Origin of the sequence: Stenotrophomonas sp. ZAC14D2_NAIMI4_7 (assembly GCF_003086675.1) — a bacterium.
Classification (GTDB): Bacteria; Pseudomonadota; Gammaproteobacteria; order Xanthomonadales; family Xanthomonadaceae; genus Stenotrophomonas.
The window spans coordinates 1,742,361-1,764,606 of sequence record NZ_CP025995.1; the positions used below are offsets into that span (position 1 = coordinate 1,742,361).

18 protein-coding genes are annotated in these 22,246 nt (G+C 66.7%); 13 read left to right on the forward strand and 5 right to left on the reverse strand.

Annotated elements, in window-relative coordinates; genetic code table 11:
* Nucleotides 1-45 precede the first annotated feature (45 nt).
* On the reverse strand, nucleotides 46-678 hold the full coding sequence (gene upp / locus C1922_RS08180) for a uracil phosphoribosyltransferase (protein WP_108749301.1): 633 nt from the start codon (nucleotides 676-678) through the stop codon (nucleotides 46-48).
* 154 nt (nucleotides 679-832) lie between these two features.
* Between upp and C1922_RS08185 the strand changes: the two genes are divergently transcribed.
* From C1922_RS08185 to C1922_RS08200, 4 genes are read left to right on the forward strand one after another with little or no spacing between them, the layout of a single operon-like run.
* Complete coding sequence (locus C1922_RS08185; RefSeq protein ID WP_108749302.1) at nucleotides 833-3,409, forward strand: TonB-dependent receptor; 2,577 nt, start codon at nucleotides 833-835, stop codon at nucleotides 3,407-3,409.
* Complete coding sequence (locus tag C1922_RS08190; RefSeq protein ID WP_108749303.1) at nucleotides 3,409-4,530, forward strand: phytase; 1,122 nt, start codon at nucleotides 3,409-3,411, stop codon at nucleotides 4,528-4,530. Before C1922_RS08185 ends, C1922_RS08190 begins: the two co-directional genes overlap by 1 nt.
* A gap of 11 nt (nucleotides 4,531-4,541) precedes the next feature.
* Complete coding sequence (locus C1922_RS08195; protein ID WP_234413506.1) at nucleotides 4,542-5,891, forward strand: metallophosphoesterase family protein; 1,350 nt, start codon at nucleotides 4,542-4,544, stop codon at nucleotides 5,889-5,891.
* A 10-nt stretch (nucleotides 5,892-5,901) separates the two neighbouring features.
* On the forward strand, nucleotides 5,902-6,516 hold the full coding sequence (locus tag C1922_RS08200; protein ID WP_108749305.1) for an inorganic diphosphatase: 615 nt from the start codon (nucleotides 5,902-5,904) through the stop codon (nucleotides 6,514-6,516).
* Between the two features lie 19 nt (nucleotides 6,517-6,535).
* Here C1922_RS08200 and C1922_RS08205 read toward each other — a convergent pair whose 3' ends face one another.
* Nucleotides 6,536-7,120 (reverse strand): hypothetical protein, encoded by a 585-nt coding sequence (locus C1922_RS08205; RefSeq protein ID WP_108749306.1) that lies wholly within the window; start codon nucleotides 7,118-7,120, stop codon nucleotides 6,536-6,538.
* Nucleotides 7,121-7,223: 103 nt separating this feature from the next.
* On the opposite strand from C1922_RS08205, the gene C1922_RS08210 reads away from it, so the two are divergent.
* Both C1922_RS08210 and C1922_RS08215 read left to right on the forward strand, forming a co-directional pair.
* A complete protein-coding gene (locus C1922_RS08210) occupies nucleotides 7,224-8,639 on the forward strand; it encodes a deoxyribodipyrimidine photo-lyase (RefSeq protein WP_108751526.1) in 1,416 nt (471 codons plus the stop codon).
* A gap of 138 nt (nucleotides 8,640-8,777) precedes the next feature.
* Nucleotides 8,778-9,473 carry an OmpA family protein gene (locus tag C1922_RS08215; protein ID WP_108749307.1) on the forward strand — a complete coding sequence of 232 codons (696 nt, stop codon included), beginning with the start codon at nucleotides 8,778-8,780 and terminating at the stop codon, nucleotides 9,471-9,473.
* A 275-nt stretch (nucleotides 9,474-9,748) separates the two neighbouring features.
* On the opposite strand, the gene C1922_RS08220 is transcribed toward C1922_RS08215, so the two are convergent.
* A complete protein-coding gene (locus tag C1922_RS08220; protein ID WP_108749308.1) occupies nucleotides 9,749-10,777 on the reverse strand; it encodes a LysR family transcriptional regulator in 1,029 nt (342 codons plus the stop codon).
* 146 nt (nucleotides 10,778-10,923) lie between these two features.
* Between C1922_RS08220 and C1922_RS08225 the strand changes: the two genes are divergently transcribed.
* From C1922_RS08225 to C1922_RS08255, 7 genes are all read left to right on the forward strand, one after another.
* Nucleotides 10,924-11,151, forward strand: a complete 228-nt coding sequence (locus C1922_RS08225; RefSeq protein ID WP_108751527.1) for a hypothetical protein — start codon at nucleotides 10,924-10,926, stop codon at nucleotides 11,149-11,151.
* A complete protein-coding gene (locus C1922_RS08230; RefSeq protein ID WP_108749309.1) occupies nucleotides 11,148-11,918 on the forward strand; it encodes an SDR family NAD(P)-dependent oxidoreductase in 771 nt (256 codons plus the stop codon). Before C1922_RS08225 ends, C1922_RS08230 begins: the two co-directional genes overlap by 4 nt.
* 87 nt (nucleotides 11,919-12,005) lie before the next feature.
* Nucleotides 12,006-13,229, forward strand: a complete 1,224-nt coding sequence (locus C1922_RS08235) for an efflux RND transporter periplasmic adaptor subunit (RefSeq protein WP_199912237.1) — start codon at nucleotides 12,006-12,008, stop codon at nucleotides 13,227-13,229.
* 112 nt (nucleotides 13,230-13,341) lie between these two features.
* A complete protein-coding gene (locus C1922_RS08240; protein ID WP_108749311.1) occupies nucleotides 13,342-16,512 on the forward strand; it encodes a multidrug efflux RND transporter permease subunit in 3,171 nt (1,056 codons plus the stop codon).
* 65 nt (nucleotides 16,513-16,577) lie between these two features.
* A complete protein-coding gene (locus C1922_RS08245) occupies nucleotides 16,578-17,315 on the forward strand; it encodes an SDR family oxidoreductase (protein ID WP_108749312.1) in 738 nt (245 codons plus the stop codon).
* Nucleotides 17,309-18,724 (forward strand): efflux transporter outer membrane subunit, encoded by a 1,416-nt coding sequence (locus C1922_RS08250; RefSeq protein ID WP_108749313.1) that lies wholly within the window; start codon nucleotides 17,309-17,311, stop codon nucleotides 18,722-18,724. Before C1922_RS08245 ends, C1922_RS08250 begins: the two co-directional genes overlap by 7 nt.
* A 163-nt stretch (nucleotides 18,725-18,887) precedes the next feature.
* Nucleotides 18,888-19,151 (forward strand): hypothetical protein, encoded by a 264-nt coding sequence (locus C1922_RS08255; protein WP_108749314.1) that lies wholly within the window; start codon nucleotides 18,888-18,890, stop codon nucleotides 19,149-19,151.
* 16 nt (nucleotides 19,152-19,167) lie between these two features.
* Here C1922_RS08255 and C1922_RS08260 read toward each other — a convergent pair whose 3' ends face one another.
* Both C1922_RS08260 and C1922_RS08265 read right to left on the reverse strand, forming a co-directional pair.
* Nucleotides 19,168-20,022 (reverse strand): endonuclease/exonuclease/phosphatase family protein, encoded by an 855-nt coding sequence (locus C1922_RS08260; protein ID WP_108749315.1) that lies wholly within the window; start codon nucleotides 20,020-20,022, stop codon nucleotides 19,168-19,170.
* Nucleotides 20,023-20,127: 105 nt separating this feature from the next.
* Nucleotides 20,128-22,158, reverse strand: a complete 2,031-nt coding sequence (locus C1922_RS08265; protein WP_108749316.1) for an alpha/beta fold hydrolase — start codon at nucleotides 22,156-22,158, stop codon at nucleotides 20,128-20,130.
* Between the last annotated feature and the right edge of the window lie 88 nt (nucleotides 22,159-22,246).

Below are 22,246 nucleotides of genomic sequence, written 5' to 3' on the forward strand. Positions count from 1 at the left end.
GGGTCAGAGCCCTTTCTGCGAAAGGGATCCGACCCCTGGCGCGGTTCACGCCACGCGGGTACCGAAAATGCGGTCGCCGGCATCGCCCAGGCCGGGCAGGATGTAACCCTTCTCATTGAGATGGGCATCGATCGCGGCGGTGTAGATCTCCACGTCCGGGTGCACGGCCTTCACTGCCTCGATGCCTTCCGGTGCGGCGACCAGGAAAATGCCCTTGATGCGGCGGGCGCCAGCACGCTTGAGCATGTCGATGGTGGCGATCAGGGTGCCGCCGGTGGCCAGCATCGGGTCCAGGATCAGCGCGTCGCGCTCTTCCAGGCGGCCGGTCAGGCGTTCGAAGTAGGGCACCGGCTGCAGGGTTTCTTCATCGCGCTGCAGGCCGACCACGCTCACGCGCGCGGCCGGAATGAGCGACAGCACGCCGCTGAGCATGCCCAGGCCGGCGCGCAGGATCGGCACCACGGTGATCTTGGCACCGGCGATGCGCTGCACGGTGACCGGGCCGGCCCAGCCGGGCAGGGTGTGCGGTTCGGTGTCCAGGTCGGCGGTGGCCTCATAGGCCAGCAGGGTGCCCAGCTCGTTGGCCAGTTCGCGGAAATCCTTGGTGCTGAGCGCAGCGTTGCGCATCAGGCCGATCTTGTGCTGCACCAGCGGGTGGCGCACTTCGACGATCTTCATGGTCGGAAAGGGGGTCTGGGAGAGGGCTCCATTTTGCCGGAACGCCGGTCCGAACCCAAACGCCGGATGCCGCCGGCTGCACCGGCATGTCACGCCCGTGCAACCTTGCGGACATACCGTGCAGACCCATTCTTAACAGGAACGGGGCTTCAACGTGCATATCAAGACTCCGCTGGCCATGGCCATCACCCTGACGCTGGCGATGGGGGCTGCAGCGCCACTGCACGCTGCCGGGCAGCAGGTCGTGGCTGGTGCCGGAGCGGTTGCCGCCGATGCGGTCGACCTGGACCGCATCGAAGTGCGCGCCCAGCTGGAATCGCAGGTGCGTGCCGTCGATCTGAAGCGCAGCAGCAACGCGATCGAAGATGCGGTCTCGTCCGATGCGTTGGGCCAGTACCCGGACAAGAACGTGGCCGAATCGCTGCAGCGCCTACCGGGCATCAGCGTGACCCGCGACCAGGGCGAGGGTCGCTTCGTGGTCATCCGCGGCCTGGATGCCAACCTCAACAGCGTCAGCGTGGATGGCATTGCCGTGGGCACGCCGGAAGATTCCAGCCGCGCCGCACCGCTGGACGTGATTCCGTCCGATTCGACCGAACGCCTGCGCGTGGTCAAATCGCCCACCCCGGACATGCCCGGTGATGCCATCGGTGGTGCGGTGCTGGTCGAATCGGCCTCGGCCTTCGACCGCGATGGCCGCAGCCTGCGCGGCAAGATCGAAGCCAGCCACCAGCAGCTGTCCGGCGAAACCAGCCCCAAGGCGGCCTTCAACTACAGCGAAGTGTTCGCCGATACCTTCGGCGTGGCACTGGGCGTGAACTACCAGAAGCGCACGTTCGAGTCGGACAACAGCGAAGTCGAGTATGACAATCTCGACGGTGACATCGATCCGCAGGACGTGAAGCCCGGTGACGTCACCGCGATCAACCTGCAGCACCGCAAGTACGAGATCGAGCGCAAGCGCATCGGTGCCAACCTCAACATGGACTGGCGCCCGAACGAGGACAGCCAGTACTACCTGCGCACGCTGTACAGCCAGTTCGACGACGCCGAAACCCGCCAGCGCGTGATCTACAACTTCGACAAGGCCAGGATGGCCAGTGCCGGTGACGACCAGTACCGCCTGGACGGCATGACCAAGGATTCGATCGACAAGCGCATGCGTTACCGCACGAAGGAGGAAAACACCTTCGCGGCCAGCCTGGGCGGTGAAAACAAGCTCACCAACGCAGTGGTGGACTACAGGATCGGCTACACGCGTACCGAAGAACGCGTGAACGATGAGATGGAAGCGCGCTTCAAACTCAATGGCAAAGCGTTCAATGGCACGCTGGACCAGAGCAGTCGCTTGCCTACCTACACCTTTGACAACCCGCAATGGATGGACAACGCGAACTACGCGTTCGACCGCTTCGTGATCTCGCCCAAGCAGGTCAACGACGAAGAGCGCAGCGCGCAGGTCAACGTGCGTTTCGACGGCGACAACAGCAGCATCAAATTCGGCCTGCTCGGCCGCTGGCGCGACCGTGATGTCAACGTGGACGAGAGCGAGCTGCGCCGCGGCCCGGGCATCGACCTGGCCAGCTGGACGGCCGCCGATCCGGAACACCGCCATGGCGTGATGGGGCAGGGCATGAGCTCGGCCGCCATGCGCAGCTACTGGGCACAGAACGGCAGCCGCTACACCGCGCGTCCGCAGGACGTGGCCGGCAACGCCGCGACCTCGCTGGAAGAGGATTACACCGCCAGCGAAGACATCTTCGCCAGCTACGCGATGGGCACCTGGGACATCGGTGCGCTGCGCATCATCGGCGGCGTGCGCGTGGAGAACACCCACTTCAAGGCCACCGGCAACAGCGTCGAGCTGGACGACGATGACGGCTATACCGCCAGCCCGGTGCAGGCCAACCGTAGTTACACCAACGTGCTGCCGGGCCTGCACCTGCGCTACGACGCGGCCGACGACTGGGTGCTGCGTGCCTCGGCCAACAAGACGGTCTCGCGTCCGTCCTTCGGTGACATCTCGCCGCGCCGCGCGCTGAACGCCGGCGACGAAGAGCTGCGCTTGGGCAATCCGCAGCTGGATCCCTACGAATCGAAGAACATCGACCTGTCGGTCGAGAAGTACATCGGCACCACCGGCATCGTTTCACTGGGCCTGTTCCACAAGTCCATCGATGGCTACATCGTGGAAACCGTGAGCCAGAATGACCCGGCTTACGACGGCCTCGACGTGACCCGTCCGATCAACGGTCGCAAGGCCACCGTGCGCGGCGCCGAGTTCAACTGGCAGCAGCAGCTGGCGTTCCTGCCGGGCGCGCTGGACGGCCTGCTGGTCGGTGCCAGCGGCACCTGGCTGGATACCAAATTCGATGCGGGCATCGCTGACCGCGAAGGCGAGGAGTTCATGCTGCCGCGTGCCTCCAAGCACGTGTACAGCGCGCACATCGGCTATGAGAAGTACGGCCTGAGCACGCGCCTGGCCGCGGTCTACCGCAGCGAATACCTGGACACCGTCGGTGCCGGCCGCGCGTTCGACATCTACGTCGCGCCCAATACCCAGCTCGACTTCTCGCTGGACTTCAAGTTCACCCCGCGCATCAGCATGTACTTCGAAGCGCAGAATCTGCTGGACAAGCCGCTGGAGCTGTACCAGGGCACCCGTTCGCGCACCCTGCAGATGGAAGAGTACGGCCGCACCTACGCGGTCGGCCTGAAGGTGGCCCTGTGATGGCGCGCGGTATGACCCTGCTGGCAGCCGCGATGGCCGCCTGCCTTGCCGCTGGTTGCACGCCGGCGGCTGCTCCGGCCGGTGCCGATGCAGGCACCGACGCGAAGGCCCCGGCGGAGACCGCACGCGCGGTGTCGACCATCGCCGAGGCGTTCCTGACCCCGATGACCCCGGCCGACAACATCGATTCGCCGGCCAGCTGGCAAGCACCGGATGGCGCCACCTGGCTGATCGCCACGGCCAAGGCCACCGACAAACTGGTGGTCTACGATGGCAGCAGCGGCAAGCACCTGCGTGATGTCGGCAGCAGCGGGACGGCGCTGGGCCAGTTCGACCGTCCCAATGGCATTTCGGTGACCGATGACCTGCTGTGGATCGTGGAGCGCGACAACCACCGCGTGCAGGTGTTCTCGCTGCCCGATTTCACCCCGCTGGCGGTGTTCGGTGGCGAGGATCTGCGCAAGCCCTACGGCCTGTGGGTGGACAAGCGGGCCGACGGCTACAGCGTGTATGTCACCGATTCCTGGGACAACGGCGAGGACGCGCAGGGCAAGGACATCCTGCCGCCGCTGGCCGAGCTGGACAAGCGCGTGCGCCAGTACGACGTCAGCCGTAATGGCATGAAGCTTGAAGCCACCCTGGCCGCCAGCATCGGCGATACCAGCGAGGCCGGTGCGCTGCGCGTGGTCGAATCGATCTGGGGCGACCCGGCCAACGACCGCCTGTTGATTGCCGAAGAAGACGAAAGCTACGCCAGCGAATTCAAGGTCTACACCCTGGCCGGCCGCTTCACCGGCACCACCTTCGGCCGCGATGTGTTCAAGGCGCAGGCCGAAGGCGTGATGCTGCGCACCTGCGGCAAGGATGGCTGGTGGATCACCACCGAACAGGGCAAGCAGCGCAGCGTGTTCCATCTGTTCGACCGCCACACCTTGAAGCCGGTCGGCGCGTTCCAGGGCAATACGGTGGCCAACACCGACGGCATCTGGATGATGCAGCAGCCCACGTCGCGCTTCCCGCATGGCGCCCTGTATGCGGTGCATGACGACCAGGGCGTCGTCGCCTTCGATTGGCAGGCCATCGCCAAACAGCTTTCGCTGCCGCTGGAGTGTGGCGCATGAGCGGTCGCTGCATGCGCGCATTGACTGTCGCCCTGTTGCTCGCCGCACCGCTGCTGGCGGGTGCGGCAGCCGAGCCCAATACCCAGGTTCCGCAGGGCAGCCGCCATTACGCGGCCACGCCACTGCCGGACCGCATCGTGGCCTCGCCCTCGGCCGATCCCGCGCACGCGTTCGCGGTGGCCTGGCGTACCGACGGCAGCGTGCAGGCGCCGCTGCTGGAAGTGGCCGTGGCTGGCGATTCGCCGGCCATCGAGGGCGTGCGCCAGCTGCGCGCGAGCACGCAGACGCTGCAGACCGAGAACGGCCTGTCCCATCACCACCGCGTGCAGGTGGAAGGGCTGCAGCCGGATACGCTGTATGTCTACCGCGTGCAGGGCAAGGGCGGCTGGAGTGCCTGGAACCAGCTGCGCACCGCAGGTGCAGCGGGACAGCCGCTGACCCTGCTGTACTTCGGTGATACCCAGAACAAGAACCTGAGCCATGTCAGCCGCGTGGTGCGTGCCGCGCAGAAGGCCGCGCCCGATGCGCGGGTCAGCCTGTTTGCCGGCGACCTGGTCAGCGGTGGCGACGGCGCCGATGACAGCGAGTGGGGCGAGTGGTTCGCGGCCACGGGCTGGCTGGCGCAGGAAACGCTGGTGGCACCGGCCATCGGCAACCACGAATACTTCGAGGAATTCGAAGACACGCCGCAGGAACGCCGCGTGCTGGGCCGCCATTGGCCGGTCACCTTCGCGCTGCCGGGCAACGGTGTGGCAGCGGCGGATACCAGTACCTACTGGTTCGACGTGCAGGACGTGCGCGTGGTAGTGCTCGATGGCACATCGGCGCTGGACCTGGGCACCGCGCAGGCGCAGGCGCAGTGGCTGGACACCGTGCTGAGCAGCAACCCGCGTGCATGGACGATAGTGCTGCTGCACCAGCCGTTCTATTCGCCGCGCGAAGGCCGCCAGAACGCCGCGCTGCAGCAGGTGCTGCAGCCGGTGATCCGTCGCCACAAGGTGGACCTGGTGCTGCAGGGCCACGACCACACCTACGGCCGTCGTGGCGAAGGCCAGGCGGCTACGCCGCAGTACGTGGTGACCGTGGCCGGGCCGAAGCAGTACCGGCTGTCGGACGAGGCGAAACAGACCATGGACCCGGTGGCCGAAGACACCCAGCTGTTCCAGGTGCTGCGCATCGATCCGCAGAAGCTGCGTTACGAGGCCCGCACGGTCACCGGTCGTCTGTACGACGCCTTCGAACTGCGCCGCGCTGCCGATGGCAGCACGCAGAAGGTGGAGCTGCAGCAGGGGCGCATCACCCCGCGTGCATGCCCGCGTGCGCAGACTGCCAAGGGTCGCGCAGACCGCTGCTGGGAATGAGGAACCAACGATGATCGTATCCCGACGTTTCGTGCCGGTGGCGGCGCTTGCCGCGGCCGTGCTGCTGGTGGCAGGGGCTGCCACCGCTGCCGAAGCCGTACTGCACCCGTTCCTGGCCGCGCAGCCGAAGCAGGCCCCGCAGGAAGTGAACCTGGCGGTGGAGATCCCTGCCGGCAGCTTCACCAAGTACGAGATCAAGGAAGACGGGCTGGTCCACGTGGACCGGTTCCAGTCGATGCCGGTGGCCTATCCGGCCAACTATGGTTCGATGCCGCGCACCCTGGCCGGTGACAACGACCCGCTGGACGCCCTGGTGCTGACCCGCGAGCCGCTGCATCCTGGCGTGATCGTGCGCTTTCGTCCGATCGGTTACCTGAAGATGATCGACAACGGTGAGCACGACGAGAAGGTGATCGGCGTGCCTACCGACAAGGTGGACCCCAGCTACGCCAATATCCGCGACCTGGCCGATCTGCCCGAGATCGAGCGGCAGCGCATCGAAGCCTTCTTCCGTGTCTACAAAGACCTGCCAGTCGGGCGCAATCCGGTGCAGCTCAATGGCTGGGGCAATGCGGCCGAGGCACGGGCGGTGATCAGCGAGGCGATGAAGCGTTTCGAAAAGTAGATCCACGCCATGCGTGGATTCACCCCTGCAGCGTCTCGATGAACGACTCGGCCTGCAGGCGGTCGCCCAGCACCTGGGCCACCGCCTGCACGGCTGCCTCCTGGTGCTCGGCGCGGATGCCGCCCTCGTCGTCATCGTTGTAGAGATCATCGCCGGCTTGCAGATACACCGCGCCGGCGGCGGCCAGCGCGGCCATCAGAGTCGGCAGGTCTTCCAGGAACACACCGGCGTCCCAGTGCCCGCGCCCATGCTGGGCAAACAGGATGCGGCCATCGTCCATGTCCAGGATGAAGGGGTCGGCGCCAAGGTCGGCAATCACCAGCCAGTTCGAAGGCCAGTCCTCGAACGGCTCGCCGCTGATGCCATGCCAGCGATAACCGGCCTGGTGGCTCCACAGGCGCTGCAAGGGCGGAATCCAGACCTCAAGCCCGGGAATGGTGATGCCGGCATGGCCGACCTTGGCATTGATCTCGCGGCCCAGGGGCCCGACCTGCGCGTAGAAGCGGGCCACGACCGGCGGCAGCGGGAACGGTCCCTGCCAATCGTTTTCATCCTGCGCCTGCAACGGGCCAAACACGGTGAACCGGTCACGTAGATCCTGCATGCAACGTTCCACTGGTGGGCGGGCCAGCCTAGCAGACCGCGCCGCGCACGGCCTTCACTGTCGCTGGCTATCATGTGCGGCACTCAGAACGAAGGCGATGCACGTGTCGGTAGCGTTGGTATGGTTCCGCCGCGATCTGCGGCTGCAGGACAATCCGGCCCTGCAGGCCGCATGCGATGCCGGGCATGACGTGGTACCGGTGTACATCCATGCGTCGCAGGAAGAAGGCGAGTGGATGCCGGGTGCCGCATCCGACGCCTGGCGCCACCGTTCGCTGGCGGCGCTGGATGCCGATCTTCGTGCACGCGGTTCCGCGCTGGTGCTGCGTGCCGGCGACAGCCTGGCCGAACTGCAGTCGCTGATCGAGCAGACCGGCGCCGAAGCGGTGTACTGGAACCGCAAGTACGAGCCGGCCACCCAGCCGCGCGATGCCACCATCAAGCGCACGCTGCGCGAGCAGGGCATCGATGCGCAGAGCTGCAATGGCAGCCTGTTGTTCGAACCGTGGGATATCGCCACCCAGCAAGGGCAGCCGTACAAGGTATTCACCCCGTACTGGCGCAACGTGCTCAGCCACTGGCGCCTGCCCGCGCTGCATGCCGCGCCGCAGCGACTGCCGGCGCACGCGGTACACGGCCTTGCGCTGGACGCGCTGCAGCTGGCGCCCACGCTGGACTGGGACAAGGGCTTCTGGGAGCACTGGCAGCCGGGCGAAGCCGGTGCGCTGGAAGCGCTGTCGGTGTTCGAAGACGGCGCGTTGCGCGGCTACCGCGAGCAGCGTGACCTGCCTGATCGCGTGGGCACCTCGCGCATGTCGCCACACCTGCATTTCGGTGAAATCGCACCGTGGCGCATCGCCCATGCATTGGAAGCCCTGCGCAGCGCCGGCACCGACGCCGATATCGATGGCTACCTGCGCCAGCTGGGCTGGCGCGATTTCGCCTACCACCTGCTGCATCACTTCCCGAAGACGCCCACCGACAATCTCAATCCGCGTTTCGACCGCTTCCCGTGGGCCAATCCAAGTCCCGCGCAACTGCACGACTGGCAGCGTGGCAACACCGGCGTGCCGATCGTCGATGCGGGGCTGCGCGAACTCTGGCACACCGGCTACATGCACAACCGGGTGCGCATGATCGTGGCCAGCTACCTGTGCAAGCACCTGCGCGCGCATTGGCTGCACGGCGCACGCTGGTTCTGGGACACCCTGGTCGATGCGGACCTGGCCAACAACACGATGGGCTGGCAGTGGGTGGCCGGCACCGGTGCCGATGCGGCGCCGTACTTCCGCGTGTTCAATCCGGTTACCCAGGCCGAGAAATTCGATCCGCAGGCGCGCTACATCAGCCGTTGGGTACCGGAACTGGCGGCGTTGCCGGTCAAGGCGCGCTTTGCCCCGTGGCAGCACCCGCAGCTGCTTGCCGGGAAAGCGCCCGGCTACCCGCGCACGCCACTGGTCGACCTGGCGGCCGGCCGCGATGCCGCACTGGCCGCGTACCGAAGCACGGGCGGGGCGTAAAGAGGCTGGATGAAGGCCGGGTCAGAAAGCTGAATGCAGCACGTCCGGCCTTCACATTCATCATCCCGGCATCGCGCCGGCGTGTATATCCTCCTGACCGTTCGCACGCCGCATCGGCCGGCATCCAAGGAGACCACCATGATCCGCAACACCACCCGCAACGTCGCACTGGCCCTGATGACTGCCGCCGCGCTGAGTGCGTGCGCCACCGGCGGCTCCTACGTGCAGAGCGATCAGTACGGCAACCCGACCGAGCAGCAGAACCGCACCGGTCGTGGCGCGCTGATCGGCACCGCCGTGGGTGTGGCGGCCGGCCTGCTGACTGGCAACAGCGCCACCGAACGCCGCCAGCATGCCTTGATCGGCGCGGGCATCGGCGCGCTCAGCGGTGCAGCCATCGGCAACTACCAGGACCGCCAGGAACGCGCGCTGCGTGAGCGCACCGCCAACACCGGCATCGACGTGCAGCGCCAGGGCGACAACATCACCCTGAACCTGCCCGATGGCATCACCTTCGATTTCGGCAAGTCGGCGCTGAAGCCGCAGTTCTACAGCTCGCTCAACGGTGTTGCCAGCACGCTGAACGAGTACAACCAGACCATGATCGAAGTGGTCGGCCACACCGACAGCATCGGCAGCGATGCGGTGAACAACCGCCTGTCCAAGGAACGTGCCGATTCGGTGGCACAGTACCTGGTCGGCCAGGGCGTGCAGCAGGTGCGTATCGAAACCCTGGGTGCCGGCAAGGCCTACCCGATTGCCGACAACAGCACCGACGCCGGCCGCGCACAGAACCGCCGCGTGGAAATCCGCGTGATTCCGTTGAAGCAGTAACGCTGCGCGTTACTGCTGTTCCGGCAAAGCCGGAACAAAAATGCCGCCCTTGCAGGCGGCATTTTTTGTAGGTGCCGAGCCATGCTCGGCACACCACGGAACTCTTGTAGAGTCGAGCCATGCTCGACTGCTTCAAGGCGTGCCGACCAAGGTCGGCACCTACCAGCAGCCGGTAGAGTCGAGCCATGCTCGACTGCTTCAAGGCGTGCCGACCAAGGTCGGCACCTACCAGCAGCCGGAGTAGATCCACGCCATGCGTGGATGACGACCACCGGTCACGCCGCAGCCGTCACCTTCTCCAGAATCCGCTTGCCGCTGCTTTCCAGCGCGGCGTCTTCCTTCTCCTGCTGCCGTTGTGCCAGCTTCGCGGCCGGGCACTGGGCCAGCATGTAGTTGGCGTCGAAGTTGAGCTTTTCCACCAGGAAATCGACGAATGCGCGTACCTTCGGCGACACCAGGCGGCCGCCGGCGAACACCGCATTGAAGTCCACTTCCGGGCCGGTCCAGCCGGCCAGCACGCGGCGCACCATGCCCGATTCAACGAAGGGCTTGGCCATCACATCGCCGGTCAGCAACAGGCCTTCGCCGCACACCAGCGCACCATTGAGCGCGGACATGTCGTTGGCGGTCATCAGCGGGGTGACGGGGAAGTCACGCAGCTCGCCGCCGTTCTCACCCAGCTGCCAGGTAAAGCGCGGCGAATTGCCGGTGTGGTGCGGCTTACGCATCGCCAGGATGCGGTGGAACTGCAGCTCTTCCGGGTGCAGCGGCTCGCCGTAGCGTTCAATGTAGGCCGGGCTGGCGAACACCTGGGTGCGCAGGCTGCCCAGCTTGCGCGCCACCAGGTTGGAATCGGGCAGGGCGCCCACGCGCAGGGCCAGGTCGGCTTCGCCTGCAATCAGGTCCAGCTTCTCGTTGCCCATGTGCATGTCCAAGCGGATTTCCGGATACTGCGCATGGAACTGGCCCAGCAGCGGCGCGATCCAGGTAATGCCGATCGAGTAGGGCACGGTGAAGCGCAGCCAGCCGCGCGGGCCGGACTGCAACTGGCTGACCGCGCTCTCGGCCTCTTCCAGTTCGCGCGCGATGCGCTGGCAGTGCTCGTGGTAGATCGACCCGGCTTCGGTCAGGCCGAGCCGGCGCGTGGTCCGGTGCAGCAGGCGCGCGCCCAGGCGCGTTTCCAGCTCCTGCACCTTGCGGCTGACCGTGGTCTTGGGCAGGCCGAGCGACTTGGCGGCGGCGATGAAGCTGCCTTGCTCGACCACCTTGACGAAGATCAGGGTTTCATTGAGATCGTGGGACATGATCGGGATCCTGGACGCCGGGGACGGGGATATCGTGACAGAACGATTGGACCGGGGACGGGATGATTATTCCCCTTAATCCGGACTAATCAAGTAAAGGTTTGAGGTCTATCGTGGCGCCATTCGTTGATTGGAGCCCGTCCGCCATGAGCCTGCGCAACATTCTTGCCCGCTTCCGGCTTGCCGGCCAGGACACCCTGGACCAGGCAATGACCGTGGAAGTCCGCCCGAGTTCCTTGGTACACAAGGATTTCCGGGAGTTCACCGCCCCCCTGCGTCAGCAGCGTGGCGGTTCCATCCGCCTGGCCCCCCGCCAGGGTGATCGCCTGCGTCGAATTGGGACTATCCCGGATTTGGGAGGAAATGTCCCGTGAATGGGATTCTGACCCCCGAGGTCCTGGTCCTCGGCGGCACCGGCGCGGTCGGCCAGGGCGTGGTCGGTGCGCTGCTGGAGGCCGGCAGCCCGGTGCTGGTGGTCGGCCGCGATCCCGGCCGGCTGGCAGCGCTGCGCGAACAGTTCGCCGATGAGCCGGGCCTGCAGACGATGCTCGGCTCGCTCAGCGACGATGCGTCGGCGCGCACCGTGGCCGAGCGCGTGGCGCAGCGCCCGCGTCCGCTGGCCGCCGTGGTGGCGGCCATGGGCGGCCCGTACAACCGCGGCCGGGTCACCGCGCGCAGCGGCGATGCGCTGCTGGGCGCGCTGCAGGCCGACCTGATGCCGCACGTGCACGCTGCGCGCCATCTGCTGCCGTTGCTGCAGGACAACCCGCACGCGCGCCGCTATGTGCTGATCGGTAGTCCGGCCGGTGCCAAGCCATGGGCCGGCTACGGCGAAACCTCGATCACCACTGCAGCGCTGCGCATGTACGCGCAGGTGGTGCACCAGGAAGCGCAGGCGATGGGCGTGCGCGCGCAGATGCTGGAGGTCGGCAATCCGGTCTGTACCCCCAGCAATGCGGCCAATGCCTGCATCGAATGGCCCAGCTCGCTGCTGGTTGGCCGCCGCGTGGTGTCCCTGCTCGACGGCTGCCGCGACAACCGCGCCATCGTCCGCTGTGACAGCAGTGATGCCGAACTGCCGCGCGGTCTGTTGAACCTGGACCTGCCACCGCTGTGGCGCGACACCGCAGGCGTTGCTTGACCTCAACCATCGTTGAGGTCGCAGGCTACGCCGCCAGAAAAACGAACACGTCACCGAACCACCACCCCTTCCGTACGGATGCATGCCATGACTTCCCCCAACACCCCTCCACACCGTATCGGTCATCGCCTGGCGATGGCCGGTGTCTCCATCCTTGCTGCGGCGGTGCTGGCCGCCTGCAGTGGCGGTCATGCCGAAGAGGCCGGTGCACCGCCGCCGCCGCAGGTCAGCGCCGCGCCGGTACTGGTCAAGCAGGTCAGCCAGTGGGACGAATTCAGCGGCCGCGTTGAAGCCGTGCAGAGCGTCGAGCTGCGTCCGCGCGTGTCCGGCTACATCGACAAGGTCAACTATGTCGAAGGCGAAGAAGTGAAAAAGGGCGCTGTACTGTTCACCATCGACGCCCGCAGCTACCAGGCCGAGTATGATCGCGCCGCCGCTGAACTGGCCCGCGCCCGCACCCAGGCCAGCCTGGCACGCAGTGAATCGGAGCGCGCCAAGCGTCTGTCCGAACAGCAGGCCATTTCCACCGAAACCGCTGAACAGCGTCGCGCCGCGGCGGACCAGTCCGGCGCCGCCGTGCAGGCCGCGCAGGCCGCACTGGATGCGGCACGCCTGAACCTGGAATTCACCAAGGTACGTGCGCCCATCGATGGCCGTGCCGGCCGCGCGATGGTCACTGCCGGCAACCTGGTGACCGCCGGCGACAGCGCCAGCGTGCTGACCACCCTGGTGTCGCTGGACACGGTGTTCGTCTACTTCGATGCTGACGAGAGCACCTTCCTGCGCTACACCCAGATGGCCCGCAACGGCCAGCGCCCGAGCGAGCGTGACAGCGAGCTGCCGGTGAAGGTGGGCCTGTCCGGCGAAGACGGTTATCCGCACACCGGCAAGGTCGATTTCCTCGACAACCAGGTCACCCGCAGCACCGGCACCATCCGCGTGCGTGCGCTGCTGGACAATGCCGACCGCCAGTTCACCCCAGGCCTGTTCGCGCGCGTGCAGCTGCTGGGCAGCGGCCAGTTCGAAGCCCGCCTGATCGACGACAAGGCAGTGCTGACCGACCAGGACCGCAAGTACGTATACGTGGTCGACAAGGAGGGCAAGGCGCAGCGTCGCGATGTCCGCCTGGGCCGAACCGCCGAAGGCCTGCGCATCGTCGAAGACGGTCTGGCTGCCGGTGACAAGGTGATCATCGACGGCGTGCAGAAGGTCTTCATGCCGGGCATGCCGGTGCAGGCCAAGGCGATGGCGATGCAGCCGCAGCCGGCCCCCGCACCGGGCCGCGATGCGACCGCCGCACTGAAGCACTGATCCGCGTTTCCCTCTAGCTGCCGGCGCCTGCGGCAGCCTTCCCTGCCTTCGTCATCCTGGCGAGGGGCAGGGCGGCTGTTGCCCGTCGGCGGCATTTCCCAGGAATTCCTCCATGGACTTTTCCCGTTTCTTCATCGACAGGCCGATCTTCGCGGCGGTGCTGTCGATCGTGATCTTCGCCGCTGGCCTGATCTCGATCCCCATCCTGCCGATCGGCGAGTACCCCGAAGTGGTGCCGCCGTCGGTGGTCGTGCGCACGGTCTACCCGGGCGCCAACCCCAAGGTCATCGCTGAAACCGTGGCCACCCCGCTGGAAGAAGCGATCAACGGCGTCGAGGGCATGATGTACCTCAAGTCGGTGGCCGGTTCGGACGGCGTGCTGCAGATGACCATCACCTTCCGCCCGGGCACCGACCCGGACGAAGCGGCGGTGAAGGTGCAGAACCGCGTGGCCCAGGCGCAGGCGCGGCTGCCCGAAGACGTGCGCCGGCAGGGCGTGACCACGCAGAAGCAGTCGCCCACCTTCCTGATGGTGGTGCACCTGACCTCGCCCAATGGCAAGTACGACACGCTGTACCTGCGCAACTACGCTCGCCTGCACGTGAAGGACGCGCTGGCACGCATCCAGGGCGTGGGTGATGCGCAGATCTTCGGTGGCGGTGACTACGCCATGCGCGCCTGGCTGGACCCGGACAAGGTGGCCGCGCGCGGCCTGACCGCCAGCGACGTGGTGGCCGCCATGCGCGAACAGAACGTGCAGGTCTCGGCCGGCCAGCTCGGTGCCGAACCGCTGCCCAACAGCCAGTTCCTGACCCTGATCAACGCGCAGGGCCGACTGAAGAGCGAGCAGGAATTCGGCGACATCGTGCTCAAGAGCGGCACCGATGGCGAGATCGTGCGCCTGTCCGATGTGGCCCGTCTGGAACTGGGCGCCGGCGATTACACCCTGCGTTCGCAGCTGGACGGCAAGAACGCGGTGGGCATCGGCATCTTCCAGTCGCCCGGCGCCAACGCGCTGGAAATCCGTGATGCTGTGATCGGCACCATGGACGAGATGCAGAAGAGCTTCCCGGCCGATGTGAAGTACGAAGCGGTGTACGACACCACCATCTTCGTGCGCGATTCGATCAAGGCCGTGGTGTCCACGCTGCTGGAAGCCATCGCCCTGGTGGTGCTGGTGGTGATCCTGTTCCTGCAGACCTGGCGCGCTTCGATCATTCCGCTGATCGCCGTGCCGGTGTCGGTGGTGGGCACGTTCGCTGCGCTGTACCTGCTGGGCTTCTCGATCAACACGCTCAGCCTGTTCGGCCTGGTGCTGGCGATCGGCATCGTGGTCGACGATGCGATCGTGGTCGTGGAAAACGTTGAACGCAACATCGAAGAAGGCCTGTCGCCCACTGCGGCGGCGCACCAGGCCATGCGCGAAGTGTCCGGGCCGATCATCGCCATCGCCCTGGTGCTGTGCGCCGTGTTCGTGCCGATGGCATTCCTGTCCGGTGTCACCGGCCAGTTCTACAAGCAGTTCGCCGTCACCATCGCCATCTCCACGGTCATCTCGGCCATCAACTCGCTCACCCTGTCGCCGGCGCTGGCAGCGCGCCTGCTGAAGCCGCACGGTGCGCCCAAGGATGCGCCGACGCGCCTCATCGACCGTCTGTTCGGCTGGGTGTTCCGTCCGTTCAACCGCTTCTTCAAGTCCAGCTCGGAAAAGTACGAGCGTGGCGTTTCGAAGATCCTCGGCCGTCGTGGTGCGGTGTTCGTGGTCTACGCCATCCTGCTGGTCGGTACCGGTGTGATCTTCAAGATGGTGCCGCCGGGCTTCATTCCCACCCAGGACAAGCTGTACCTGATCGCCGGTGTGAAGCTGCCGGAAGGCTCGTCGATCGCGCGTACCGATGAAATGCTGCGCAAGGTCGCCAAGATCGCCCAGGAAACCGATGGCGTGGCCCACACCATCTCGTTCCCGGGTCTGAACGCGCTGCAGTTCACCAACACGCCCAACACCGGCGTGGCCTTCATCCCGCTCAAGCCGTTCAACGAGCGCCACGGCCGTACTGCTGCGCAGATCAATGCCGAGATCAACCAGAAGATCGCTGGCCTGCAGGAAGGCTTCGCGTTCTCGATGATGCCGCCGCCGATCCTCGGCCTGGGCAACGGCAATGGCTACCAGATGTTCATCGAAGACCGCGGCAACCTGGGCTATGGCGCCCTGCAGAATGCGGTGCAGTCGATGCAGGGTGCAGTGGCACAGACCCCCGGCATGGCGTTCCCGATCACCAGCTACCAGGCCAACGTGCCGCAGCTGGATGCCGAAGTGGACCGGGTGAAGGCCAAGGCGCAGGGCGTGCAGCTCACCGAGCTGTTCGACACCCTGCAGACCTACCTGGGCTCGGCCTACGTGAACGACTTCAACCAGTTCGGCCGTACCTGGCAGGTGATCGCCCAGGCCGATGGTCCGTTCCGTGAAAGCGTGGAAGACATCGGCAAGCTGCGTACCCGCAACGACCGTGGCGAGATGGTGCCGATCGGTTCGATGGTCACCGTGAAGCAGACCTACGGCCCCGACCCGGTGCTGCGCTTCAACGGCTACCCGGCCGCCGACCTGGCCGGCGAAGCCGACCCGCGCGTGCTGTCTTCGGCCGAAGCCATGAACAAGCTGACCGAGATCGCCGGCAAGGTGCTGCCGGTGGGCATGACCACCGAATGGACCGACCTGAGCTACCAGCAGGCGACCCAGGGCAAGGCGGCCTTCATCGTCTTCCCGGTGGCGATCATGCTGGCCTTCCTGGTGCTGGCTGCGCTGTACGAAAGCTGGTCGCTGCCGCTGGCGGTGATCCTGATCGTACCGATGACCCTGCTGTCGGCCCTGTTCGGCGTGTGGCTGACCGGCGGTGACAACAACGTGTTCGTGCAGGTGGGCCTGGTGGTGCTGATGGGCCTGGCGTGCAAGAACGCGATCCTGATCGTCGAGTTCGCCCGCGAGCTGGAAATGGGTGGCAAGGGCATTGTCGAGGCCGCGCTGGAAGCCTGCCGCCTGCGCCTGCGCCCGATCGTGATGACCTCCATCGCCTTCATCGCCGGCACCGTGCCGCTGGTGCTGTCGCATGGCGCAGGTGCCGAGGTACGCTCGGTTACCGGCATCACCGTGTTCGCCGGCATGCTGGGCGTGACCCTGTTCGGCCTGTTCCTGACCCCCGTGTTCTACGTCGCCCTGCGCAAGTTCGTCACCCGCAACGGCGGTGGCCAGCTGGTGCAGCACGGCGAACCGACCATCCATCACTGACCTGGAAACCCGCGGTTGCGCCGGCCCGGTGCCGGCGCCCGCTTTCCCCTATCGAGGCATGACCCATGAACACCCATCAGAACAAGATTGCCCTGGTTACCGGTGCCACCCGCGGCATCGGCCTGGAAACCGTGCGCCAGCTGGCGCAGGCCGGCGTGCACACGCTGCTGGCCGGTCGCAAGCGCGAAACGGCGGTGGAACAAGCGTTGCAGCTGCAGGCCGAAGGCCTGCCGGTGGAAGCCATCCAGTTGGACGTGACCGATGCGGCCAGCATTGCCGAAGCCGCCGAACAGGTGCGCCAGCGCCACGGTCGCCTGGACATCCTGGTGAACAACGCCGGCATCATGATCGAAAACCCGGCGCAGGCACCGTCCGAGCAGTCGCTCGATACCTGGCGCCGCACCTTCGACACCAACGTGTATGCGCTGGTGGCCGTTACCCAGGCCTTCCTGCCGCTGGTCAAGCAGGCCAAGTCCGGTCGCATCGTCAACGTGTCCAGCATGCTCGGTTCGCAGACCCTGCATGCCGACCCGAACTCGGGCATCTACGATTTCAAGATTCCCGCCTACAACGCCTCCAAGGCGGCGGTGAACAGCTGGACCCTGGCCCTGGCCTACGAACTGCGCAACACGCCGATCAAGGTCAACACCGTGCACCCCGGTTACGTGAAGACCGACATGAACGGTGGCAACGGTGAAATCGAAATCAGCGAAGGCGCCCGTTCCAGCGTGGAAATGGCGCTGATCGGCGATGCCGGCGCCAGCGGCAGCTTCACCTATCTGGGCGAGGTGCTGCCGTGGTGATCCGTACCTTGGCCGCAGCCGTGTCCAGCCTGGTGCTGGCCGGCTGCGTGACCGTCGGCCCGAACTACAAGGCGCCGGTGCAGGAACCGGTGGCCCTGCAGAGCGCGCAGCAGACGGTGTTCAGCACGGCCGCGCCGGTGGCCAGCTGGTGGGCGCAGTTCGACGATCCGGTGCTGGAAGAGCTGGTGCACGGCGCGCTGTCGGACAACCTGGACCTGCGCGTGGCCGTGGCCCGCGTCAGCCAGGCCCGCGCGGTGTTCGTGGAAAGCCGCTTCGACCAGGCCCCGCATGTCACCGCCGGTGGCAGCTACGACCGCCGCAAGCAGCCTGATGCACAGCAGGGCGGCGAGCGGGTGTTCAGCGAAAGCTACCAGCTCGGCTTCGATGCCGGCTGGGAGCTGGACCTGTTCGGCCGCAAGCGTCGCGCCGCCGAAGCCGCGCGTGCCGATCTGGGCGCCGAGCAGGCCAACCTGGCCGACGCGCAGGTGCTGGTGGCGGCCGAAGTGGCGCGCAACTACTTCGAACTGCGTGGCACCCAGAAGCGCATCGCGGTGGCCCAGCACACGCTGGAGAACCTGCGCGATACGCAGAAGCTGACCGAAGCACGCTGGGAACTGGGCGCCGGCAGCGAACTGGACGTGCAGAGCAGTCGCGCGCGCCTGAAGGCGATCGAGGCTGACATTCCGCTGCTGGAAGTCTCCGAGGCACAGTCGCGCAACCGCTTGGCCGTACTGCTGGGCCAGCGCCCGGAGGTGCTGACCGCGATGCTGGCCCCGCATGACGTGCCGGCATTCGCCAAGGCGCTGCCGCTGGGCGATACCCGCGAGCTGCTGCGCCAGCGTGCCGACGTGCGCATGGCCGAACGCCGCCTGGCCGCTGCCACCGCGCGGGTAGGTGTGGCTACCGCCGATCTGTTCCCGCGCCTGTCGCTGTCCGGCTTCGTCGGTTTCCTCGGCGGCGATGCCAGCGGCCTGGTCAACGGCAACAACAAGGCGTGGTTGCTCACCCCGTCGATCAGCTGGGCCGCGTTCGACTTCGGCACGGTGAAGGCGCGCCTGCGTGCCAGCAAGGCCGAAGCCGAAGGCGTGGCGGCGCAATACGAACAGGCCGTGCTGCTGGCCCTGGAAGACACCGAAAACGCGCTGACCCGCTATTCCAAGCAGCAGGCGCGACTGGCGATCGTGGTCGAGCAGGCGCAGGCGGCACGTCGTGCCGAATCGCTTGCGCAGATCCGCTTCCGTGAAGGTTCGGAAGACTTCCTGACCCTGCTGGATGCGCAGCGCACCCAGCTGGCCGCCGACGATGCCTTGGCCGCAGCCGAGGCGGAAGTGAATGTCAGCGTGGTTGGTGTTTACAAGGCACTGGGCGGCTGGGGCCAGGCGCCGCAGCCGGCGGTGGCCAGCCGCTGACTGCAGGCGAGGGCATCACGTCGTTTCCAGCGTGGCTGGCGGCGTGATACCCGCGCTCTGCACGGTCTGGCGGCAACGCCAGTCGGCGCCATGTCGTTTCTGACTCTGCCGGAATCTGCCCGCGCGGTGTACCTAGTGGCACACACCCCAGCAAGGACCGGCGATGCGTGACGAGAAGCGATCCACCCAGCGGATGCTGTTTGGAGACCCCGGCCTGCCTGGCGCAGGGCTGTCGGTGGCAGTGGTGGTGCTGATGGTGCTGGCCGCGCTGACCGGCGCAGTGGGTTTCATGCGCCTGCCCGATTCCATGCTCGGCGTCGGCCTGATCTGCGTGGCTCTGTTCCTGGCGGTGGCCGCACGCATCTTCCAGGCGCGCGACCAGCACCAGGCCCTGTTCCGTCTGTTGGACAAGCGCCCCCCGCCCTGAGCAGGGGGCGTATCGGTCAGGGTTTCGGCCAGTCCAGTTCCACCACCAGCGGGAAGTGGTCCGAGGGCAGCACACCGCCGATGCGGCGGTCGTCGGTGGTGAAGCTGCGCGCGTGGAAGCCGCGCACCAGCACCCAGTCCAGCTGCGTGGTGGCCGTGCCGGTGAAATCATGGAAGGTCTTGCGCGGCCCCTTCGGTGCGGCCACCTGGGTGCGGGTGTCCTGCAGCACGCGGGTGAAGGCCTGGTAGGTGCCGCTGCCCGGTTCGCTGTTGAAGTCGCCGGTCAGCACCACCGGCAGATCCGCCGGCAGGCCGGCCACGCGCTGGGCGATCAGCTCGGCGCCCTTCTGCCGGCGCGGCTCATCCTCGTCGCGGTAGGGCAGGTGGGTGTCCATGAAGTAGAAGCGGCGGCCGTCGTCCAGGCGGCGGAACAGCGCCCAGGTGACCATGCGCGGGAACAGGTTGCCCCAGGTGATGCTGCCCGCCACGTCGGGGGTGTCCGACAGCCAGAAGTCGCCGGACTGCTCGACCGCCAGTACTTTGCTGTCGTAGAACACGCCCATGTGCTCGTCGCCGTCGCCGCCGCGGCGGCCTTTGCCGAACCAGCGGTAGCCCGGCAGGTGCTCGGCCAGGTAGCTGGCCTGTTCCGGCACCAGTTCCTGGGTGCCGATCACCGCCGGGTGGGCCTCCAGGATGACCTTGACCATCGCACCGCGGCGGTCCGGCCAGCGCTTGCCCGGCTCGGTATCGGCCGGCGTGCGTACGTTGAACGACATGACTTTCAGGGGTGCCGGGCTGGCAGCCCAGACGGCGGCCGGCAGGGCCAGGGCCAACAGCGCGCAGAGCGCGGTGCGGCGGACGTGCTGCAACATCGTGGAATCCCTCCATTCCATGAAAACGATTCCAGAGGATCGCACGGATGGCACCCGGCGGATATGCCGGGTGTGGCCGCTGGCCGCTGGCCGCTGGGAGGGGCTTCAGTCGCGTGGCGCGTCGTGCGCCTGCATGTCCTCGTGCAGGATGCGCCGCAGCTCGACGATGGCCGGTGTCGCTTCCTGCACGCTGTGGCCGGACACGATCACCTTTTCAGACTGCGCATGCGGCAGGTGCGAGCTCCAGTACGGCACCAGACCATCGCTGCTGTCCTGCAGCGGGCCCTGCGCGCTGGAGCGGGCAATGATGGAGTGATAACGCACCTTCGGCGCCATCGGCAGGTCGGCCACCGCCTTGATGAAGGCATCGTCCTTGTCCAGGTTCTGGATGCTGTTCATGCGGTAACCGTGCTTGTCATCGTTGCGTTCGATCTGGCCGTCGTTGGCCAGGCTGGCCACGTCTTCCAGCACGGTCAACGGCAGCCGCACGAACTTGCCGATCCATTGGCCCAGGCGCGTGCCGGCCACATCGGTGCCACGGTGCGGGGTGGCGATGAACACCACCCGCGAAATTTCCGGTTCCGGCTGGAAATTCAGCAGCGGTGCGCCGCGCGTGCGCAGCAGCTCGCGCTGCACCGGCGACATCTGCGCAGTGTCCAGCAGGGTCTGCACCAGATGGTCGCCGGACGAAGAAACCAACAGCCGCGAGATCACCCCGCCCATGCTGTGCGCGACCACCACCATGTCGTGCGAAGCCACATCCTTGCCGCCCGGATCGAAGTGCGCCAGCACATCGTCTAGCGTGTGGCGGATCGCATCGTGGCTGAGCGCGATCGGCATGTTGGTGGGGTAGTAGAACTGCCAGATCTGGAAGTCGCGACGGATCTCCTCGTCGCGCATCAGTTCGTTGGCCACGTTCACCCACGCTTCCGGGCTGCTGGCCAGCCCGTGGATCATCAGCAGCACGCGCCGGTCCGGGTCGAACGGCTGCATCATGAACAGATGCGGGCGCTCGATGCCGCCCTTGCCACCGAACAGCGAGCGCAACGACTGCCGGCTGAAATTGGAGCGCGCCAGCCACAGCGCATAGCCGGCGGTGAAGTTGGCCGCCAGCGGCACCTGTTCGCCGTGCAGCTGCACTTCGGACACCTGGTAGGGGTCGTGGATTTCCAGCGTGGGCGCGTTGTCGTGCAGCACTTCCCACAGGTTGGCGCCGGCAAAGCGCAGCAGCACCGTCATCGACGGCGAGGGCATCTCGCTCCAGTCGCGCACGGTGGCCGCTGCTGCCGCCTGCGGGCTGCCCGGCGCGGGCGCGGTCGCAGTGGGCTGTTCGCTGGGGTCGGCCATCACCGCCACCAGTTCGGCGCCGAAGCCATCGCGGCGGTGCACGCTGCGCAGGGTACCAGTGAAGGACATCGACGCGGCCGGCACCAGCTCGACCAGTTGCCGGCCATCCTGGGTGGCCCCGTCGGCATCGGGGGCCAGCACGAAGGTCCACGAACCCACCTGCAGGCGCGAACGGTCGCTGCCGGCGTCACCGCGCGAATACACCTCGAACAGCATCACCGAGGCTTCCTGCACGGCCAGGTTGTAGTAATCGCGCACCTGGGTCTGGCGGTCTTCGAAGCCACGCTGGTTTGCGGTGCGCTCGGTGAAGAACAGATACGCGTAGGCCTGGCGGGCCACCTGCATCCATGCATCCAGGCGCGGCTGGAAGCCGGCATCGAGCGGGGCCAGCGGCTGCGTCGGCGCCGCCGCACGTGCCGCGGCCGGGGATTCGCGCTTGGGCGCGGGCAGGCTCATCGCATACTGCAGCCACAGTTCGGCCAGGCTGGAACGCTTGTCTTCCTCGCGCACTACGATGCTGGCTTCCATCGCCTCGATGCAGGCCGGCCCCGGCTTGGCACACGCGGTTTCATCCAGCCCGGCCACGCGCAACGTTTCCCAGGTGGCCGCACTCAGCTTGCCGCTGGTCAGGATGTCACCGCGCTTCAGCGCGATGTACTGGCCCGGGGTGACCGTGCCCACCTGCACCGACGGGCCGAACTGGCGCAGCGTGGCGCAGCCGCTCAGCAACAGCAGGGCGGTGGCGGCCAGCGCCATGTGGCGAACGACGGTGAAACCCGGTAATGCCATGCGGTCCTCCTGCGCAGTGGCGCCACTCTAGCCGGAGCGGCGTCAACGCGGAAGAAAGTGGCGGCGTGTGTGACACTGCGGGCCTTGC

Coding starts and splice junctions, on each gene's coding strand:
- C1922_RS08205 (WP_108749306.1), bottom strand. CDS start 7,120: ATGCAGGATCTACGTGACCGGTTCACCGTGTTTGGCCCGTTGCAGGCG.
- C1922_RS08255 (WP_108749314.1), top strand. CDS start 18,888: ATGCGTGACGAGAAGCGATCCACCCAGCGGATGCTGTTTGGAGACCCC.
- upp (WP_108749301.1), bottom strand. CDS start 678: ATGAAGATCGTCGAAGTGCGCCACCCGCTGGTGCAGCACAAGATCGGC.
- C1922_RS08265 (WP_108749316.1), bottom strand. CDS start 22,158: ATGGCATTACCGGGTTTCACCGTCGTTCGCCACATGGCGCTGGCCGCC.
- C1922_RS08220 (WP_108749308.1), bottom strand. CDS start 10,777: ATGTCCCACGATCTCAATGAAACCCTGATCTTCGTCAAGGTGGTCGAG.
- C1922_RS08260 (WP_108749315.1), bottom strand. CDS start 20,022: ATGTTGCAGCACGTCCGCCGCACCGCGCTCTGCGCGCTGTTGGCCCTG.
- C1922_RS08245 (WP_108749312.1), top strand. CDS start 16,578: ATGAACACCCATCAGAACAAGATTGCCCTGGTTACCGGTGCCACCCGC.
- C1922_RS08225 (WP_108751527.1), top strand. CDS start 10,924: ATGAGCCTGCGCAACATTCTTGCCCGCTTCCGGCTTGCCGGCCAGGAC.
- C1922_RS08235 (WP_199912237.1), top strand. CDS start 12,006: ATGACTTCCCCCAACACCCCTCCACACCGTATCGGTCATCGCCTGGCG.
- C1922_RS08190 (WP_108749303.1), top strand. CDS start 3,409: ATGGCGCGCGGTATGACCCTGCTGGCAGCCGCGATGGCCGCCTGCCTT.
- C1922_RS08215 (WP_108749307.1), top strand. CDS start 8,778: ATGATCCGCAACACCACCCGCAACGTCGCACTGGCCCTGATGACTGCC.
- C1922_RS08200 (WP_108749305.1), top strand. CDS start 5,902: ATGATCGTATCCCGACGTTTCGTGCCGGTGGCGGCGCTTGCCGCGGCC.
- C1922_RS08195 (WP_234413506.1), top strand. CDS start 4,542: ATGCGCGCATTGACTGTCGCCCTGTTGCTCGCCGCACCGCTGCTGGCG.
- C1922_RS08240 (WP_108749311.1), top strand. CDS start 13,342: ATGGACTTTTCCCGTTTCTTCATCGACAGGCCGATCTTCGCGGCGGTG.